Here is an 18,365-nt window from a genome sequence, read left to right as displayed (position 1 = left end):
GGGCGGCACGCGGCCGCCCCACCCGAGCTCAGCGGTCAAGTCAGCCGAGTTCAGCGATCAAGCCAGGCGTTCTTGAAGCCGTCGTTGAGGCCGATGCCGGTGGTCACCAGATCCTGCACGTCACAGCGATAGATGGTCGGGAAACCGAGCTCCAGCAGCCAGCCCACCGGGACGTCCTCGTGGAGCAGCTCCTGCACCTCCTGGTAGTAGATCTCGCGCTGCGAGTCCGGGTAGGCGGTGGCGGCCAGGTCGAACAGCTCGTCGACGCGCTCGTTCTCGTAGCCCTGGACATTGTTCCAGGGAGAGCCCTTGGCGATATTGCTGGAGATATAGGTGCGCGAGATGCCTAGCGCCGGGTCGCCATATTGGAAGAGGTAGGTGAAGGCGAGATCATAGTCCCAGTCGCCCAGGCGCTGGTTCCAGCCGCCCACGTCGGTGGACTGGGTGCGGACGTTGATGCCCACTTCGCGCAGGTTCTGCTGCACGGCTTCGGCCCAGCGGACCCAGGTCTCGCCGTAGGGGATCGGCAGCAGGCGGACCTCCTCGCCGTCATAGCCCATCTCGTCGAGCAGCTCTCTAGCGCGCTCGGGGTTGTGGTCGTAAGGGGGCAGGCTGTCGTCCTGGAAGCGTGCGTTGGAGCCGAAGGCGGACAGCGGCACATTGCCAAGGCCATTCCACAGCACGTCACGGGCGAACTCGCGATCCATGGCGTACATCACCGCCTGGCGGAAGCGCTTGTCGGCAGTGGGGCCCTCGCGATTGTTCATCCACAGCATGGCGAAGGGGCTGAAGTACTCGTGCCCGGCCTCGGTGCGGCAGGTGTTGTCCAGGGCGCTCAGCCGCGGGATGTCGAAGTTCTCCACGGAGTTGGCCGGCAGCACATCGACGCGACCGTTCTCATAGGCCACCGCCCGGGAGGAGGCATCGGGGATGATGTGCCAGTTGATGCCGTCGAGGTAGGGCAGGCCCTCCTCGTAGTAGTCGTCGTTGCGCACCAGCTGGATGACGCTGCCGCGATCCCAGCGCTCGAACTTGAAGGGGCCGGTGCCGATCGGGTGGCTGTTGGCATCGTTGTTGCGGAAGTCGGTGCCCTCGTAGATATGCTTAGGCATCATCGGCATGGTGCCCGCCTCGAAGGAGAGCAGGAAGGGGCCGAAGGGGTTCTTGAGGCTGAAGACCACGGTGTGGTCATCCGGTGCCTCGATGCTGTCGACGTGAGCCAGGATGGTGCGAGTCCGAGGGTTCATCTCGCGCAGGTAGACATCCGTGGAGAAGACCACATCGGCCGAGGTGAAGGGCTCGCCATCGTGCCAGGTCACGCCCTCGTTCAGGTGGAAGGTGTAGACGAGACCGTCATCGCTCACTTCCCAGCTGTGGGCGAGCTGAGGCATCGGCTCGAGGTCGGTGCTGTAGCGCAGCAGGCTCTCGTAGATGTTGCCGGAGACGGTCTGGGTCGGCGCATTCTGGTGGATGCCGGCGATGATCCCCGGGGGTTCCGGCTGCAGTACCGTGTTGATGATGCCGCCCGAGCGAGGCTCTGCCAGCGCTGCGGTGGAGGCCAGGGTGGCGGCCGCGATGGCAATGGTCAAAGGCTTCTTCATGGTCTTCCCCGTTGAGTTATGGCTTGTTGGTGGGTCAGGTCGACTCTTGCGAGCCTGGATGAAAACGAGCGATCAGCGCCGCCTCATGGCCGGCTCGCCGCCCGCAGCACTGCATCGCACAATACCTGGGTGGCGATGGCGCAGTGTTCGGGTTCTGCATACTCCCGCTCGTTGTGGCTGATGCCTTCACGGCAGGGAATGAACAGCATGGCGGTCGGCGTCACGTAGCTCAGGTTGACGGCGTCATGGCCGGCACCGCTCATCATGGTGAAGGGGTCCAGGCCGTGGGCACGCGCGGCTGCCGACAGATCGTCTACCAGGGTGGTGTCGAAGCGCGTCACCGGCATGTGCCAGAGCTCCTCGACGCGGGCCGTGACCCCCTCGCGCTCGGCCGCGGCGGCCACATGGTGGCGCAGCAGGCGGTCGAGCTCCGCCAGGCGGGCCTCGTCCGTATGGCGCACATCGACGTTCAGGAGCACCTTGCCAGGAATGACGTTGCGCGAGGGTTCGGCAACCTGGAAGTCCCCGACCGTCAGGCGTGACATGCCCTCGACGTCTGCCAGGACCGTCTCGCGCATGGCCTCGATGAAGGCGGTGGCGGCCAGCAGCGGGTCGTGTCGGTAGCCCATGGGCGTGGGGCCCGCGTGGGCGGAATCGCCCGTGAACTCGATGTCATACCAGCGCAGGCCCTGGACGCCGCTGACCACGCCGATGGGCAGCGCCTTGCGCTCCAGGACCGGGCCCTGTTCGATGTGCAGCTCCAGGTAGGCGCCCAGGGGCAGGTCGTCGCGGGTCAGGCTCCCCTTGAAGCCCGAGTGATCCAGCGCCTCGCCAAGGGACATGTCCGAGCGATCCCGGGCGTTGCGGAAGGCCTCCAGAGAGAGACGGCCACTGTAGACGCCGCTGCCGCCCATGGCAGGCGCGAACCGGCTGCCTTCCTCGTTGGTCCAGACGATGAGCTCCAGGGGGCGCTGCGTGGTGATGCCCGCCTCATCCAGGGTGCGAAAGATCTCGAGCCCCGCCAGTACTCCCAGGATGCCGTCGAATCGCCCGCCCAGCGGCTGGGTATCCAGGTGGCTGCCGATGCCGATAGGGGGCAGGGAGTCATCACGGCCCGCGCGGCGGATGAAGAGGTTGCCGGCCTGGTCGGTGCGCCATTCGCACTTCAGCGCATCGGTCCAGGTGAGAAGCTGCCGTCTGCCGGCGATGTCCTCATCGCTGAGGGCCAGGCGTCGACTGCCCCCATTGGGCGAGGGGCCGATCCGTGCCATGTCCATGAGAGAAGACCAGAGCCGCTGGCCGTCGATGTGTGGGGCAGGGGTGACGCTCATGCCGCTTGTCTCCATGGCAGGGGGAAGAGATGAGATTGCGTTGAATGTGCAGCTCCGGGCGGCTGGCGTATTCTCGAAGCTTTTCAGTGGACTGCCACAGGAGATGCACCCGATGAGGTCCGTGCACGACACCCTCGACTGGAACCTGCTGCGAACCTTCGTGAGCATCGTTCAGGAGAAGAGCATCAGTCGCGCGGCTCAGCGCCTCAATCTGTCCCAGCCGGCGGTCAGCCTGGCCTTGAAGCGGCTGGAGTCGCACCTCGGACAGAGTCTCATCGAGCGGGGCAGCCACCGATTTCGCGTCACCGAGGCGGGCGAGCTGGTCTACCGCGATGCGCTCGAGATCTATGCCAACGTGGCGAGGCTCGGCATCACGGTGCGGGAGACCTCCCCGGAGGTGGCCGGTCAGGTCACGCTGCTGCTGGTCAGCGGCATCCAGTGCTCGTTTCTCGACAACGTCCTGCGCGATTTCCACGAGCAGCACCCGCGGATCACCTGTGAGGTGAGCGTCCTGTCGAGTCAGGACGTCGTGCAGGCGATGCTGCAGAAGATGGGTACCGTCGGGGTGTGCCTGCTGCCGCATCCGGTCGAGGGGCTCAACGGCCAGCTGCTTGTCCATCAGCGCTACCGGTTCTACTGCGGCCGCTCCCATCGCCTGTTCGGCCAACAGAACCTCTCGCTCCAGGCGCTGGCGCGAGAGCCTTTCGTCTCCTTCACCAGCGCCCAGCTGTCCGGGGCGCTTGCGGAAATCGCGGTCTACCGGGCGCATGCGGCCATGACCGGCGAGGTGGTGGTCACGTCCAGCAGCCTGGAAGAGATCCAGCGCTTCGTGCGTACCGGCTGGGGCATCGGCTGCTTGCCCGAGCACACGGTCCAGGCGGATGTCGACAAGGGTCTGCTCTGGCCACTTCCGCCCTACGAGGGGGTGCCGAATATCGACCTCCACCTGGTATGGCACAAAGATTCGCGCTTTTCGCAGGCAGAGCGACTGTTCTTCGATTATCTGCATGGCGCAATGGCGTCGGTGAGTCTGGAGCAGCGACTGCCATGAGGTGGCCTGGGATGGGTGCATCCGGGAGGGTCCCGTCTTGTTGTTTGTTCTAGGGGTACCGGCCCGGGTCCCATAAGGCAATTTTTCATTTTTTATTCTTTGTATTAGCCTCGCTTATGCACCAGCGGGGCGTTTTTTTGCTTGCAAACAGGCGATAAAGGTGCAAAGCATGAATAGGCCGATCGGGAAACTGGTGTCGATTCAACGCCCGGGTCTTGAGTCAACAGGGTGATCGAGCTTCCACAACGATAATGGAGCCAATTCATGCTTACCGAGCCGGAGAAGCGGGTCATGTCGACCTGCGATGAGCTCTTCGAGGAGACGCTTTGCCTGACGGAATCCCTGGTCAGGGCCTACAGTACGCTGGGCAATGAACAGGAAGCACTCGAGGTGATGGAGGCGTGGTATCGCCAGGAAGGATTCACGGTAAAGCGAGTGCCAATGGAGGCTTCTGTCCTTCAAATCGATCAGGTTGAGCCATCACCCATTCCGGCTCGATACAATGTGATGGGGATGCTCAATCCGGAGTCGAAAGGCCCGCATCTCGTCTACAATGGCCACCTCGATGTGGTGCCGGCTGAACCGGAATCTCTATGGGCACGCCCGCCCTGGGAGCCCTGGCGAGATGGCGGCTGGCTCTATGGCCGGGGGGCGGGTGACATGAAGGCCGGTATCGCCGCCATGGCGATGGCCGTCAAGGCAGTTCGGCAGGCCGGCATCGAGATCGATCACCCCCTGACGCTGCAGACCGTCATCGAGGAGGAGTGCTCAGGGCACGGCGCTCTCTCCTGCGTCAAGGCTGGCCATGCCGGCGATTTCGTGCTGATTCCCGAGCCTTTCGGCGCCAAGCTGGTGTCCGGGCAGGTGGGCGTGCTGTGGTTTCGCATCCGCCTCGATGGCGTGCCGACGCATGTGCTAGATACCAGTGCCGGAAGCAACGCCATCGAGGCCATCACGTCACTCTTTGCTGCCTTGAAGGCCCTCGAGGCGGAGATCAATGCGCTGCCTCGGCACTCCCTCTATCAAGACATGGAAAAGCCGTTCAACCTGAACATAGGACGCATCGAAGGGGGTGACTGGGCCTCCAGCGTTCCCGCTCATGCTTGTCTGGAGGGCCGGCTGGGTTTCCCCTCCGAGATGGCCGTCGATGACGCCATGAAGCTGGTGGAGGCGTGTGTCGAAAAGGCGAAGGCAGGACTGGGGAAAGGCATCTCCAATCTCAGGGTGGAGTTTCACGGGTTTCGCTCCGAGGGGGTGGTGATCGATATGGAGAATTCTGGCATACGTTTGCTGGGAAAATGTCACCACGACCTGACAGGTAATGCGATCACCTCCCAGGCGCTGACGTGCACGACAGACCTGCGCGCATTTCATGTGCATGGTGGCATCACCGGGACCTGCTACGGACCCGTTGCCGAGAACATTCACGGCGTCGATGAGCGGGTCGATATCGAGTCTATCCGGCATGTGCTGAAAGCCTATGCCCTGTTCTTGTGCAGGTGGGGGCGAGAGAGCCATCAGGAGCTTGTGGTTCGGTAAACCCATATTTCCGACTTGAGGAGCTGGTGCTGTGAAATTCTTCTATCACCCGGATCAGGAGCTGCATGCGCCGCCGAGCTTCCTGTTGAGAGGCCGGCAGGTGGCATCGCCGGAGGGACCCCTGCGGGCTCAGATGTTGCTGGAAGGCCTGGCGAGCCTGGGCATCGAGGTCACGTCGCCGGAAATGCCGGACACCCCCCGCCTGCGTGAACGGTTGTCGCGGATCCACACCAGGCGCTACCTCGACTTCCTGGAAACCATCCACTCGCGCTGGTCGGCGCTTCCCGAGGCGACCGCGGTGGTATCTCCCAATGTGCACCCCTGCGGCGGCGGCCACCACTATCCCCGTCACCCGGTGGGCCAGGCGGGCTGGCACATGCACGACATGGCCTGCCCCCTGACGGCCGAGACGTTCAGCGGGGTCATGGCGAATGCCGCCAGCGCCGAGGCGGCGGCGGACGCGGTGCTGGCCGGCGTTGCCAGCGCCTACGCACTGTGTCGCCCGCCGGGCCACCATGCGGGGCCCGATCGCGCCGGCGGCTTCTGCTTCCTCAACAACTCGGCCCTGGCCGCCGAGGTGCTGCGCGAGCGCCATGCTCGCGTGGCAATCCTCGATGTGGACCTGCATCACGGCAATGGCACCCAGGACATCTTCTATGACCGTGGCGACGTCTGGACCGGCTCCGTTCACGCGGACCCGGCCGACTTCTATCCCTTCTTCTGGGGCGGGGTCGACGAGATCGGCGAGGGGAAGGGCAGGGGCGCCAACCTCAACCGCCCCTTGCCGCTGGGCAGCGACGGGGTCGCCTTCATGGCGGCGCTGGAGGAGCTCATCGAGGCCATGACGGCGTTTCGGCCCGAGGCCCTGGTGGTGCCGCTGGGGCTGGATGCCCATCGCGATGACCCGCTGGCCGGTCTGGCCCTGGAGACCGACGACTTCCAGGCCCTGGGGCAGCGTCTCGCCGCCATCGAGCTGCCCACGGTGATCGTGCAGGAAGGGGGCTATCCCACCGAGCACCTGGGTAACAACCTGGCCGCTTTCATGCGTGGCTATACCGGTTCTCGCGCCGCCAATGGCGGCAGCTGATCCCCGACAGCCAAACAAGGCGCTGGCGCAGGGCTCCCCTGCGCCAGCTACTCTGGAGCGATCACATGAATGACCAGCATGCCGGCCAGGCGATCATCGCCCACGCCCGGGTGTCGGGCGTCTCCCTGGTGCGGGGCGTCTGCCTGGTGGGTTCCGGGGGGAGAGGGCCGCGGTTGCCGAGATCGCCTGCCGTCACCCATCATGAAAGCCGGATCACGAGAACACTGCGTGCCTTGTCATGAACAAACTTGCCGTGCGGGCTAAAACCTTGGGCGGCGAGCATGTCGCTCACGCCCATGACCATCATCAGCTGATTCTGGCGACCTGTGGACAGACGGAGCTGGCCGTTGAGGGCCATGGCGACCGTATCACCGGTGGGCGGGGCTGCCTGATTCCCTGTACCCGCGATCACGACTACCGCGGCGACGGTCGTAACCGTACTCTGGTGCTGGACATACCCGTGGCTGGCCTTGAGGGGCTTCGCGAGGCCGACGCCCTCTCGCGCCTGTTCGAGCGGCCGCGGTTCTTCGGGGTGCCTCCCCGGCTGCGTCAGTTGGCCGACAGCCTGATGCTGCAGCTGGAACAGTGCCCCGGGCTGCACAATGAAATTGCCGCGCTGATGCTGCGAGCCATCTACCTGCATCTACAGGACGAACCGCTAGTTGCTGTTGACGGAGTCGGCCTTGCAGGACGCTCCTGCGATCGCCTGGACCTGCCTCGCCTGGAGGCCTGGGTGGATCGCCACCTGGCCGATGAGATTCGCGTCGAGCAGCTGGCGTCCCTCTGTGCGCTGAGCGTGGGTCACTTCCATGCCCGCTTCCGCGAAATGACCGGCGTCACTCCCCAGGCCTACGTGCAGCAGCGCCGGCTCAGGCATGCCCGGACGCTGGTCTGCCACAGTGATCTGAGCCTTGGCCAAGTGGCCTCCCTGGTGGGTTTTCGCGACCAGGGCAGCTTCTCACGCTCCTACAGACGCCATTTCGGCACCCCGCCCTCGGCCGATCGTTGACACCATTGGCTGAGCCCTGGGCAAAGGCTCCGTAGCCGGGGGCAAGCAGCCTTCGTCCGTCCGTCCTAGGCTTTGAGGCAGGGCAGTGCCTGCGGTACTGCCGATCCCCGAGCCATGCAACGAATAACGGACAAGAGGCAGGCATCATGCGCATGAGATCCCTTACCGGGCTATTCGCCCTGGCGTCACTCCCGCTGGCCATGGCGGCCGCCCAGGCCCAGGCCGAGGAGATGGCCATTGCCACCATTCTTCCCGAGAACATGAGTAACAACGAGGTGTATCCGGCGCTGGTGCACTTCAAGAATCTCGTGGAGACCCGCACCGACGGCGAGATAACGGTGTCGATCTTCGGCAACAGCCAGTTGGGCTCCGAGGTGGAGACGGCAAGGGAGGTGCAGGGCGGGCGCACCCTGCAGTCCACCATCATCACCACCGGCGCGATGTCCTCCTTCTACCCGGACTACCAGATGATGACGGCGCCCTTCATCTTCGATAACTGGCGCCAGGCGTGGGCCTTCTTCGACGGTGAGTGGTTCGCCGACTTCATGTCCGGCACCGTCGAACAGACCGACATGCGCTATCTCGGCACCTTCGATGACGGTGGCGGCTTCGTGGCCTTTACTAATAACGAGCGGTTGATCCGCACCGTCGACGACCTCGAGGGGCTCAACATCCGCACCGAGGAGAACCCGGGCCACGTGGCCATCATGCGTGCGCTGGGTGCGTCGGCGACCCCGCTGCCCTGGGGCGAGGTGATCACTGCCCTGGAAACCGGCCTCGCCGACGGTCAGTTCAACGCGCCGGTGCTCAACACCACCTTCAACTTCCATGAGGTGACCGACTACACCACCCTGACCGGCCACGTGTACAACAGCGCTGCCTGGCTGGTAAGCGAGGACTGGTTCCAGAGCCTCACGGAATCCCAGCAGGAGGCCATCGTCACCTCGGCCCGCGAGGCCATCGCCATCGGCCACGGCATGTCCGGGGCACTGGCCACCGCCAGCTGGGAGGAGTCCTGCGAGACCTTCCAGGAGTGCTACATCATGCCCCCGGAGGAGCGGGCGCGGATGTCTGAGATTGCCACGCCCGCCTGGCGCGAGTGGATCGTCAACGACTTCGGCCTCGACGGTGACCGTGTGGATGCCTTCCTGGAGGAAGTGGAGCGCGTTCGCGTCGAGGTGGCCGAGTCCGACGTTGCTACCTACGGGCGCTGACCCCGAGGCTTTCATCGCCCTGCGCCCGGCCGCCTATCGGCCGGGCGCTTGACTGAGGTGACGCCATGCCCCTCCTGCAGCCCCTGCGACGCCTGAGCGACATCGTCAATCAGGTGGCGATCGTGACCTGCATTGCCTGCGTGCTGGCCATGCTGGGCATCTCCTTCACGGCCTTCGTCTACAAGCTGGCCACCGGCAGTACCCTGAGCTGGACCTACTCCCTGGCGCGGCTCTTCCTGCCGTGGATCGGTTTCCTTTCCATGACCATCTCGCTGCGCTATGGCGAGCACGTGGCCATGACCCTGCTGGTCAGAAGCCTGCCCCGGGTGCTGACCGTGGTAGCTGCCGTGCTCAGCCTGCTCGCCATCGGCCTGTTCGGTGCGCTGCTGCTCTGGTACGGCTGGGACTACTTCCAGGGAACCCGCCAGGTCTACATGGTCTCCGACCAGATTCGCGTTCATGGCAAGTTCACCGCCATCGTGGTGCCGATCAGCGGCGCCATCATCCTGCTGCACCTGGTGCAGGGCTTTGACCTGCTCGAACACTTTATCGACGAGCGCGAGATGATCGACGAGCTCATCGAGACCGCCGACGGGGAGAAACGCCCATGACGCCAGCGATCATCGCTTTCATCCTGCTGCTGCTGATCGGTGCTCCCGTGGCGGTGGTGATGGCCCTTTCCGGGCTTGCCGGCGGCTATGCCATGGGCGGCGAACGGATGCTCGGCATCATCGCCGACCGCATGTTTTCCGGCGTCTCCGGCTTCCTGCTGATCGCCGTGCCCTATTTCATCTTCACCGCCGAACTGATGAACCAGGGCGGGCTGACCCAGAAGCTGATCACCTTCAATAATGCCTTGTTCGGGCGGGTGCGCGGCGCGCTCTCCCACGTCAACGTCTCGGTGTCGGTGTTCTTCGCCGGCCTGACCGGGGCGGCGATCACCGATACCGTGGCGATCGGCAAGATCATGATCCCTGAGATGAAGCGCCAGGGGTACGACGCCGAGTACGCGGCGGCGATCACCGCCTGCTCCTCGATCATCGGGCCGATCATCCCGCCCAGCGTGGTGATGGTGGTTTACGCGACCCTGCTGCGCGACATCTCGGTGATCGACCTGTTCGCCGGCGGCATCATTCCCGGCCTGCTGATGGCCCTGGCGCTGCTTGGGGTGAGCTTCGTCCTGGCCTGGAAGCGGGGCTACCCCAAGCAGGCGCCCACCCCGCTGAAGGTGGCGGCGCTCTCCTTCCTGATGGCGCTGCCGGCGATGATCGTCCCGCTGATCATCCTCGGCGGCATCCTCTCGGGGCTGACCACCATCACCGAGGCGTCGGGCTTCGCCGCCATCTACACGATCTTCATCGGCGTGGTCTTCTACCGCAACCTGACCTGGCGGAAGATCTGGAACGCCCTGATCATCACCGTGCGCTTCTCCGGGGTGGTGTTCTTCCTGCTGGCCACCTCGGCGGTGCTGGGCTGGTTCGTCACCCGCTCGGGCATCGCCCGCGACGCTGCCGGCCTGATCACCACCTTCAGCGACTCCGCCTTCCTGCAGCTGATGGCCGTCTGCGTGCTGTTAATTATTGTCGGGACGGTGATGGATGTGCTGCCGGCGCTGGTGGTGGTAGCCCCGGTGCTGGTGCCGGCAATGATCCAGCTGGGCTTTGATCCGCTGCACTTTGCGATCCTGATGATCGTGGTGCTCAACATCTCCAACGTGACGCCACCGGTGGGCATGACGCTCATGACGGCGGCGCGTATCGCCAACGTGCCCTACGAACGGGCGATCATCGCCTCGCTGCCGTTCTACGTGGCCTTCATCATCGTCATCCTGCTGCTGGCGGCCTTCCCGGCGCTTTCCACCTGGATTCCCTCGCTGCTGCGCTAGGAGGTGTTGCCATGACGCTTTTCCACCAGCCTGATCAGGCGTGTCGTGCGCCGCTGAGCGCGAGATCCGCGCTTCTTCCAGCACGCCGCCGCCCTGGTCATACCGCTGCTTGACGCAGCCCCTTGATCGGTGCCGATCGGCACCCGCCCATGAGAGATGCAAAATGACCGTTACCTACCACGACAGCAATACCCGGATGAGCCAGGCCACCGTCCACAACGGTACCGTCTACCTGGCCGGTCAGGTGCCCGATGACACCAGCGCCGACATGCGCGGCCAGACCGAGCAGGTGCTGGCCAAGATCGACCGCCTGCTGGCGGCGGCGGGGACCTCTAAGCAGCATGTGCTCAGCGCCCTGGTGTGGGTCACCGACATGTCGGAGTTCGCCGAGATGAACAGCGTGTGGGACGCCTGGGTCGTGGCCGGCCGCCCGCCGGCGCGTGCCGCCACCGAGGCCAAGCTGGCGCTGCCCGAGTTCAAGGTTGAGATCATGGTCACTGCGGCGATCCCGGAGGCCTGATATGCGAGTCGTCTCGGCCCTTGAGGTGGCCGAGGCGCTGCCCTGGGAACGCCTGGTGCAGCGCCTGGCACACACCTTCCGAGAAGGCGTGGAGTCGCCGCCTCGTCACCACCATGCCATGCACCGGCCCGACGGCGAGGCCACCATGCTGCTGATGCCCGCCTGGGAGCGCGAGGGCTACATCGGGGTGAAGATGGTCAATGTCTTCCCGCAGAACGCCGAGCATGGGCTGCCGGCGATCGCCGGAGTCTACCTGCTGAGCGAGGGTGCCCACGGGCGCCCCCTGGCCTGCCTCGACGGCAGCGAGCTGACCCGGCGGCGCACCGCCGCGGCCTCGGCGCTGGCAGCCCGCGAGCTGGCCCGCGAGGACGCCGAGACGCTGCTGGTGGTGGGCACCGGCAAGCTGGCGCCCATGGTGATCGAGGCCCACGCGGCAGTAAGACCCATTCGGCGGGTGCGCATCTGGGGACGCAGTCTCGCAAAGGCTGAGGCCCTCGCCGCCGAATATGCCGACCGTTTCGACACCTCGGCGGTGACCGACCTGGAAGCGGCCACGCGGGAGGCGGACATCATCAGCTGCGTGACGCTCTCCACCGAGCCGCTGATCCGCGGCGCCTGGCTTGCGCCCGGCACGCACCTCGACCTGATCGGCGCCTTCCGCCCGACCATGCGGGAGACCGATGCCGAGTGCCTGGTCAGAAGCGAGGTCTTCGTCGATACCTACGCCGGCGCCCGGGGCGAGGCGGGGGATATCCTCCAGGCCATCGACGAGGGGGCCTTCGCCTTCGCCGACATCCGTGGCGAGCTGGCCGAGCTGCTGCGCGGCGTGAAGCCCGGGCGCTCCTCTCCCGACGCGATCACCCTGTTCAAGTCGGTGGGGGCGTCGCTGGAGGACCTCGCCGCTGCGATCGAGGTGTGGGAACGGCTGGAGACGCCCGCATGACGGGCGCTGCCACCGGGTTCTTCTGGCACGAGCGCTGCTTCTGGCACGATCCAGGTGCCATCGGCGTGTTCTCGGCACCTGGCGAGTTCCTACAGCCTCAGCCCGCCTCGGAGAGCCCCGAGAGCAAGCGCCGGCTCAAGAACCTGCTGGAGGTCTCGGGCCTGATCGACGAGCTGGCGGTGTGCAAGCCGCCGCCGGCGAGCCGGGAGGATCTCGAGCGCTTCCATACGACCCGCTACCTGGATGCCCTGGCAGCGGGTGACGCCGGGCGGGGCGGTGACGGTGGCGACTGCGCGCCCTACCTGCCAGGGAGCCTGGCGGCGGCAAGCCAGTCCGCGGGGCTGGCCGTGGGCGCCGTGGAGGCGGTCGCCACCGGTGAGCTGAGTCAGGCCTACGCGCTGTGCCGGCCTCCGGGCCACCACGCCGAGGCCGATCGCGGCCGGGGCTTCTGCCTGCTCGGTAATATCCCCGTGGCGGTGATGCGCGCCCGCGCCCTGGGCCAGGTGGGGCGGGTGGCGATCCTCGACTGGGACGTGCACCACGGGAACGGTCAGCAGGGCGCCTTCTGGAATACCCCAGAGGTGTTGACGATCTCCCTCCACCAGGCGGGCAACTATCCGCTCGAAACCGGTGAGTTTGCGGAGCAGGGCGGGGCAGCGGCCCTCGGCACCGACCTCAACCTGCCGCTGCCACCCGGCTGTGGCATCGGTGCCTATGAGTACGCCATGGACACCCTGGTGCTGCCGGCCATCGAGGCCTTCGCTCCGGAGTTGATCGTGGTGGCCTGCGGCTATGACGCTTGCGCCAAGGATCCGCTCGGCAAGATGCTGCTCAACAGCGCCGCCTTCGCGGGCATGACCGCCCGTGTGAAGGCCCTGGCCGAGCGGGTCTGCCAGGGCCGCCTGGTGCTGGTTCACGAGGGGGGCTACTCGGAGGGCTATGTCCCGCTGTGTGGCCACGCGGTGATCCAGACCCTCGCGGGCAGCGATATCCGGGTGCCGGACCCCCAGGACGACGAGATCGCCGCCTGGGGCTACCAGGCCCTGCAACCCCACCAGCGCGCACTGATCGATGGCTGGCGAGAGGCCTGGGCCAGAGCCGGGCGGCTCTAGCCGGCCGCGCCAGACTGTTACCTTATCACCGGGGAGGAGGGCGCCGATGACGCCGCTGCATGATCGAGATGGCTGGATCTGGATGGATGGTGAGTGGCTGCCCTGGCGCGAGGCCAGGGTGCACGTCTTCACCCATACCCTGCACTACGGGATGGGCTGCTTCGAGGGCGTGCGCGCCTACGCCGGGTCGAAGGGTACCCACCTGTTCCGGGTGGCCGAGCATACCCGCCGGCTGCTCGACAGCGTCCATGCGCTGGATATACCGTTATCCTTCGATGCCGACATCCTGATCCAGGCCCAGCGCGATTGCCTGTCACGCAACGGTCTCGCCGACGCCTACCTCAAGCCCACGGTGTTCCTCGGCGCCGAGGGACTCGGCCTGAGGGCGAAGGGTCTCTCCACCCATGTGATGATCGCGGCCTGGGATCTGGGCGCCTATCTGACCCCCGAGGTGGCGAGTGTCGGCCTGCGCGCCCTGACCTCCTCCTGGGCGCGTCACCACGTCAACATCAGCCTGTGCCGCGCCAAGACCAACGGGCACTACGTCAACTCGATGCTGGCCCTCAACACCGCCGTCAAGGCGGGCTTCGACGAGACGATCATGCTCGACCCCGAGGGCTACGTGGCCGAGGCCTCTGCGGCCAACGTTTTCCTGCTCCGCGACGGGGTGCTGCACACCCCCGAGGTAACCTCCTGCCTGCAGGGCATCACCCGCGACAGCGTCATCCGGCTGGCCCGGGAGGGGCTCGGCCTGGAGGTGGTGGAGCGGCGCATCACCCGTGACGAGCTCTACATCGCCGACGAGGCCTTCCTGACCGGGACGGCCGCCGAGATCCTGCCGCTGCGCGAGCTCGATGGGCGCCATATCGGCGCCCGCAGCGGGGGGCCCGCCGTCGGTGCCCCCATCGCCGACGGCTCGGTGACCGCTCGCCTGCAGAGGCTCTATGGCCGCCTGGTGCGTGGGGAGCTGGAAGCTGACCTGGCGGCGTTCGGCGCTTGGCTGACCCCGGTGTAAGGGGCTGTGGCCATCACTCATCACGCAGGATGGTGAAGGGCGACCACTGCTGGCAGATCGGCGCGACCTCCAGGCGGGTGATATTGACGTGGGGCGGCAGCTCGGCGATGTGCAGCGCCTGGCGGGCCACATCGTCCGGCTGCAGGGCGCGGGTGCCTCGGTAGTACTCCTCGGCGATGCCGGCATCGCCCTTCATGCGCACCAGGGTGAACTCGCTCTCGGTCATTCCCGGCGCCAGGTCGGTGACCCGGACCCCGTGGGGGGCCAGGTCGCAGCGCAGGTTGTAGCTGAACTGTTCCACGAAGGCCTTGGTGGCCCCGTAGACGTGGCCGCCGGGATAGGGGGTGTGGCCGGCGATGGAACCGAGGTTGATCACGGTGGCGCCCGGCCCCGTGGCGATCAGGTGCGGCAGCAGCAGGCGGGTCACCGTGACCAGCCCCTTGATGTTGGTATCGATCATGCGGTGCCAGTCGGCCAGCTCCGCCTGCTGGGCCGGCCCCTTGCCCAGTGCCAGCCCGGCGCTGTTGATCACGACGCGAATGCGCTGGAAGGCCTCGGGCAGCGTATCGATCGCGGCCTGCACGACCTCGCTGTCGGCGAGGTCCACGGCGAGGGCATGGACCGCCACCCGGTCGCTCTGGAGCTCCGCCTGGAGGGCCTCCAGCCGATCCTGGCGGCGTCCCGAGAGCACCAGCGACCAGCCGGCCTCGGCGAAGCGCCGGGCGCAGGCCGCGCCGATCCCGGAGGTGGCGCCGGTGATGAAGGCGATGGGGGTGGCTTCGTGCATGGTGAAATCTCCCGTCTTGGGGTGGAGGGGGAAGGGCAGCGCCCCCTGGCATCAGAGTCCCCCGGCGGTTCGCATGCCTATGCTGCTTTGGTCGTATCCGGCGCTGCCGAGGCGTCGCCGCCAGGCCGGCCGGGCTATTCTTCGCTATCGTGATCGGCGAAGCCTGCCTTCATGAACGTCGATTTGAGCAAGCCCAACGACTGTTACAAGATCGACATACTGCGCCGCGCGGCCTGCCAGCGGCCGCCGGCGAACCACCAGAACGACAAGAATCGCGGAGACACGCTGATGCGCAAGACACTCATCGCCACCCTGGCCAGCCTCGGGCTGGCCGTTGCCCCGCTGGCCCTGGCGAGCACCATCGAGATCCAGGTCAACAACACCATGAGCGAGGGGGGCTCGGAAAGCGCCGCCGTCGAACGCTTCGCCGAGTACCTCGAGGAGCAGGCGCCGGGCCGCTTCAACGTGCGTCCCTTCCTGGCCGGCTCCCTTGGCGGCGAGAACGCCGTGCTCGAGCTGCTCAACCTGGGCCAGACCCAGCTCTCCATTACCGGCGGCAACTGGCGTCAGCAGTATGCCCCGGAGTATGACGCCATCACCGTGCCCTTCGTCTTCGCCACCTGGGACGAGGTGGATGCCTTCATGGAGAGCCCCTCCGGCCAGACGCTGGTCGAGATCGCCGAGGAGAAGGGCGGCATCAAGTACTTCGGGACCCAGCATCGTGGCCCCCGCCACATGACTGCCAACAAGGCGATCCACTCGCCCGAGGACCTGCAGGGCTTCCGCATGCGCCTGCCCTCCCTGCCCGTGTGGCTCCAGGTGTGGGAGGAGATCGGTGCCACCGTGGTCAACGTGCCGGCGCCGGAGATCTACCTGGCCATGCAGACCCGCCAGGTGGACGGTCACGAGAACTCCCTCTCGTCGCCCTACACCCGTCGCCTGTGGGAGGTACAGGACCACATCATCCTCACCAGCCACGTGCAGTTCCCCTGGAACTGGGTGGCCAGCAAGCGCTGGTGGGACAGGCTGGAGGCCGATGACCAGGCGCTGATCGCCGAGGCGATCGAGGTGGCCCGCCTGCACGGGACCGAGGTGGAGCGCGAGCTCGACGAGTACTACCTGGAGCAGCTCGAGGCCAACGGCATGACCATCATCGAGCCGGACGTGGAGGCGTTTCGCGAGGCGGCCATGCCGGCCATCGAGCGCATCCTGGCCGAGATGGCCGATGGCGTGATGGATGACGCGCTGGGCGGCAACGACTGAGCCCGCGTTAACCGTTGATGTGACGATGCCGGCGGCGCCCCCTGGGGCGCCGCCGTGCTGTGACCGGGAATCATCGAGGAGTCTTTCGTGGTGCAAGAAACCGGGATACCCCAAGGGCCCGTGGACCGCCTGGCCTACTGGCTGCTGCGCGGCCTGACCCTGGTCTGCGATGCGCTGGGCGTGCTGCTGCTGGCGGGCATCCTGCTGCTCATCGTGGCCGCCGTGGTGGCGCGGGACTTCATCGGGCTGGGCATGCCCTGGACCGAGGAGGTGGCCTCCCTGCTGGCCATCTACGCCGTCGGCATCGGCTCGCTCTCCGCCCTGGTGCGCGGCGAGCACCTGCTGGTGGATCTCTTCAGCCATCGCATGTCGCGGCTGGCGCTGGACCTCCAGTACCGTCTCAATGCGCTGCTCTCCTGCGGCTTCTTCGCGCTGGCCGCCTGGGGCGCCTGGATCATGTCGGAGATGAGCGCCAACAACCGCACCGTCTCGCTGGGGATCAGCTTCAGCTACCTCTACTACGGCATCTTCATCGGCTTCGCCGGGATGACGCTGATAGCCGCCTGGCAGGCGCTGCGCGGCCGCGTGGCCTGGCTGCCGGGTGGCGCCCGCGACGATGAGGAGCCGCACTGATGCTGGAACTGGCAATCTTCGTGGGCGGCCTGCTGGCGCTGATGATCATCGGCCTGCCGGTGGTGGTGGCGATCGGCATCACCTCCTTCATCGCCCTGGCGGTGACTGGCAGCGGTGGCCTGCCGGTGGAGCTGATGTCGCTGCGCATGGTGCAGACCCTCAACAACTTCACGCTGCTGGCGATCCCGCTGTTCATCCTGGCCGCCAACATCATGAATACCGGCTCCACCACCACGCGGATCTTCGACTTCGCCACGGCCCTGGTCGGCTTCACCAAGGGAGGGCTGGGCCATGCCAACGTGGTGGCCAGCTCGATCTTCGCCACCATGTCCGGCACCGCCGTGGCCGATGCGGCGGGGCTCGGCAGCCTCGAGATCAAGGCCATGAAGGAGCGCGGCTATGACCTCGGCTACTCCACCGGGATCACCGCGGCGTCGAGCGTGATCGGCCCGATCCTGCCCCCCAGCATTGCCCTGGTGGTCTACGGCTGGCTGGCCAACGTCAGCATCGGCGCCCTGTTCATGGCGGGGCTGTTGCCGGGCATTCTCATGGCGCTGCTGCTGATGGGCATGACCGTGGCCCTGGGCGCGACCCAGCGGGTGGTGATGCCGGCGCCGACCCCCTTCGACGGACGCGAGGTGCTGCGTACCGGGCGCCGGGCGATCCTGCCGCTGATGATGCCGGCGATCATCGTGGGGGGCATCTGGGGCGGCTTCTTCACGCCCACCGAGGCGGGCGCCGTGGCCTCCTTCTACGCGGTGATCCTGGGCGCGGTGGTCTACCGCGACCTGACCCCGAAGGCCCTCTACCGGGCCTTCCGACGCACCCTGATGTTCAGCGTGGCGATCCTGCTGATCATCGCGGTGTCGAGCTTCTACGGCTGGATCCTGGTGCGCATCGGCATTCCCCAGGCGCTGGCCGGCCAGGTGGCCAGCATCGACATGCCCACCGTCTTCCTGCTGCTGGCCTTCGCGCTCTTCTTCCTGCTGATCGGCTGCTTCATGTCGGTGGTGGAGAGCATCCTGATCTTCACGCCCATCGTGGTGCCGGCCGCGCTCGCCGCGGGCCTCGACCCCATCCACTTCGGCATCGTCATGGTGATCACCCTGTCGGTGGGGGTGATCACGCCCCCCTTCGGCAACGTGCTGTTCCTGATGGTGGGCATCACCCGGCTGCGCTACGGGCAGGTGGTGACGGCGGTGCTGCCCTTCCTGATCCCCATCATCCTCACGATCCTGATCCTGATCGCGGTGCCGCCGCTGGCCACCTGGCTGCCCGCTCGGCTGGGCTACTGAGGCCGAAATGCCTCCGGCCCTGCCTTCGGCACTCGCCTGGTGGGGCCGGGGGCGCTACCCTGTCGGCCTTCCCGGTGCCT

The 18,365-nt window shown here is 66.3% G+C and carries 17 protein-coding genes; 14 read left to right on the top strand and 3 right to left on the bottom strand.

What is annotated here, in order from left to right:
* Positions 1-50: 50 nt before the first annotated feature.
* Both D1793_RS12685 and D1793_RS12680 read right to left on the bottom strand, forming a co-directional pair.
* On the bottom strand, positions 51-1,601 hold the full coding sequence (locus tag D1793_RS12685; protein WP_119022499.1) for an ABC transporter substrate-binding protein: 1,551 nt from the start codon (positions 1,599-1,601) through the stop codon (positions 51-53).
* Positions 1,602-1,684: 83 nt separating this feature from the next.
* Positions 1,685-2,932: a M20 family metallo-hydrolase gene (locus D1793_RS12680; RefSeq protein ID WP_119022498.1), complete on the bottom strand. Its 1,248-nt coding sequence runs from the start codon at positions 2,930-2,932 to the stop codon at positions 1,685-1,687.
* A 121-nt stretch (positions 2,933-3,053) separates the two neighbouring features.
* On the opposite strand from D1793_RS12680, the gene D1793_RS12675 reads away from it, so the two are divergent.
* The 11 genes from D1793_RS12675 (at position 3,054) to D1793_RS12625 (ending at position 14,307) form a co-directional block, all read left to right on the top strand.
* A complete protein-coding gene (locus D1793_RS12675; protein WP_240407666.1) occupies positions 3,054-3,983 on the top strand; it encodes a LysR family transcriptional regulator in 930 nt (309 codons plus the stop codon).
* A gap of 264 nt (positions 3,984-4,247) precedes the next feature.
* Positions 4,248-5,522 (top strand): ArgE/DapE family deacylase, encoded by a 1,275-nt coding sequence (locus D1793_RS12670; protein ID WP_119022496.1) that lies wholly within the window; start codon positions 4,248-4,250, stop codon positions 5,520-5,522.
* 31 nt (positions 5,523-5,553) lie between these two features.
* The gene (locus D1793_RS12665; protein WP_119022495.1) at positions 5,554-6,609 is read left to right on the top strand and encodes a histone deacetylase family protein; all 1,056 of its coding nucleotides are present in this window, start codon (positions 5,554-5,556) and stop codon (positions 6,607-6,609) included.
* A gap of 238 nt (positions 6,610-6,847) precedes the next feature.
* Complete coding sequence (locus D1793_RS12660; RefSeq protein ID WP_119022494.1) at positions 6,848-7,618, top strand: AraC family transcriptional regulator; 771 nt, start codon at positions 6,848-6,850, stop codon at positions 7,616-7,618.
* A 146-nt stretch (positions 7,619-7,764) separates the two neighbouring features.
* Positions 7,765-8,832, top strand: coding sequence for a TRAP transporter substrate-binding protein DctP (dctP, locus tag D1793_RS12655; protein ID WP_119022493.1), 1,068 nt, complete (start codon positions 7,765-7,767; stop codon positions 8,830-8,832).
* A 65-nt stretch (positions 8,833-8,897) separates the two neighbouring features.
* A complete protein-coding gene (locus D1793_RS12650; protein WP_119022492.1) occupies positions 8,898-9,443 on the top strand; it encodes a TRAP transporter small permease subunit in 546 nt (181 codons plus the stop codon).
* Positions 9,440-10,717 (top strand): TRAP transporter large permease, encoded by a 1,278-nt coding sequence (locus tag D1793_RS12645; protein WP_119022491.1) that lies wholly within the window; start codon positions 9,440-9,442, stop codon positions 10,715-10,717. Before D1793_RS12650 ends, D1793_RS12645 begins: the two co-directional genes overlap by 4 nt.
* A 163-nt stretch (positions 10,718-10,880) precedes the next feature.
* Entirely contained in the window at positions 10,881-11,237 is a 357-nt protein-coding gene (locus D1793_RS12640) for a RidA family protein (RefSeq protein WP_119022490.1), read from the top strand.
* Between the two features lies 1 nt (position 11,238).
* Positions 11,239-12,180, top strand: a complete 942-nt coding sequence (locus D1793_RS12635; protein WP_119022489.1) for an ornithine cyclodeaminase family protein — start codon at positions 11,239-11,241, stop codon at positions 12,178-12,180.
* A complete protein-coding gene (locus D1793_RS12630; protein WP_119022488.1) occupies positions 12,177-13,292 on the top strand; it encodes a class II histone deacetylase in 1,116 nt (371 codons plus the stop codon). Before D1793_RS12635 ends, D1793_RS12630 begins: the two co-directional genes overlap by 4 nt.
* Positions 13,293-13,338: 46 nt before the next feature.
* A complete protein-coding gene (locus D1793_RS12625) occupies positions 13,339-14,307 on the top strand; it encodes a branched-chain amino acid transaminase (RefSeq protein WP_119022487.1) in 969 nt (322 codons plus the stop codon).
* Positions 14,308-14,320: 13 nt separating this feature from the next.
* On the opposite strand, the gene D1793_RS12620 is transcribed toward D1793_RS12625, so the two are convergent.
* Positions 14,321-15,094: an SDR family NAD(P)-dependent oxidoreductase gene (locus tag D1793_RS12620; protein WP_119022486.1), complete on the bottom strand. Its 774-nt coding sequence runs from the start codon at positions 15,092-15,094 to the stop codon at positions 14,321-14,323.
* Positions 15,095-15,382: 288 nt separating this feature from the next.
* Between D1793_RS12620 and D1793_RS12615 the strand changes: the two genes are divergently transcribed.
* From D1793_RS12615 to D1793_RS12605, 3 genes are all read left to right on the top strand, one after another.
* The gene (locus D1793_RS12615; protein WP_119023681.1) at positions 15,383-16,357 is read left to right on the top strand and encodes a TRAP transporter substrate-binding protein; all 975 of its coding nucleotides are present in this window, start codon (positions 15,383-15,385) and stop codon (positions 16,355-16,357) included.
* Between the two features lie 87 nt (positions 16,358-16,444).
* Positions 16,445-16,990, top strand: a complete 546-nt coding sequence (locus tag D1793_RS12610) for a TRAP transporter small permease subunit (RefSeq protein ID WP_346426381.1) — start codon at positions 16,445-16,447, stop codon at positions 16,988-16,990.
* A complete protein-coding gene (locus tag D1793_RS12605) occupies positions 16,990-18,285 on the top strand; it encodes a TRAP transporter large permease (RefSeq protein WP_119022485.1) in 1,296 nt (431 codons plus the stop codon). Before D1793_RS12610 ends, D1793_RS12605 begins: the two co-directional genes overlap by 1 nt.
* Positions 18,286-18,365: the final 80 nt, after the last annotated feature.

This window comes from Halomonas sp. JS92-SW72 (genome assembly GCF_003547075.1).
In the GTDB taxonomy this organism is placed as follows: domain Bacteria; phylum Pseudomonadota; class Gammaproteobacteria; order Pseudomonadales; family Halomonadaceae; genus Halomonas; species Halomonas alkalicola.
The sequence above is the reverse complement of the archived record's forward strand: the minus strand, read 5'-3'. Positions and strand labels throughout refer to the sequence as shown.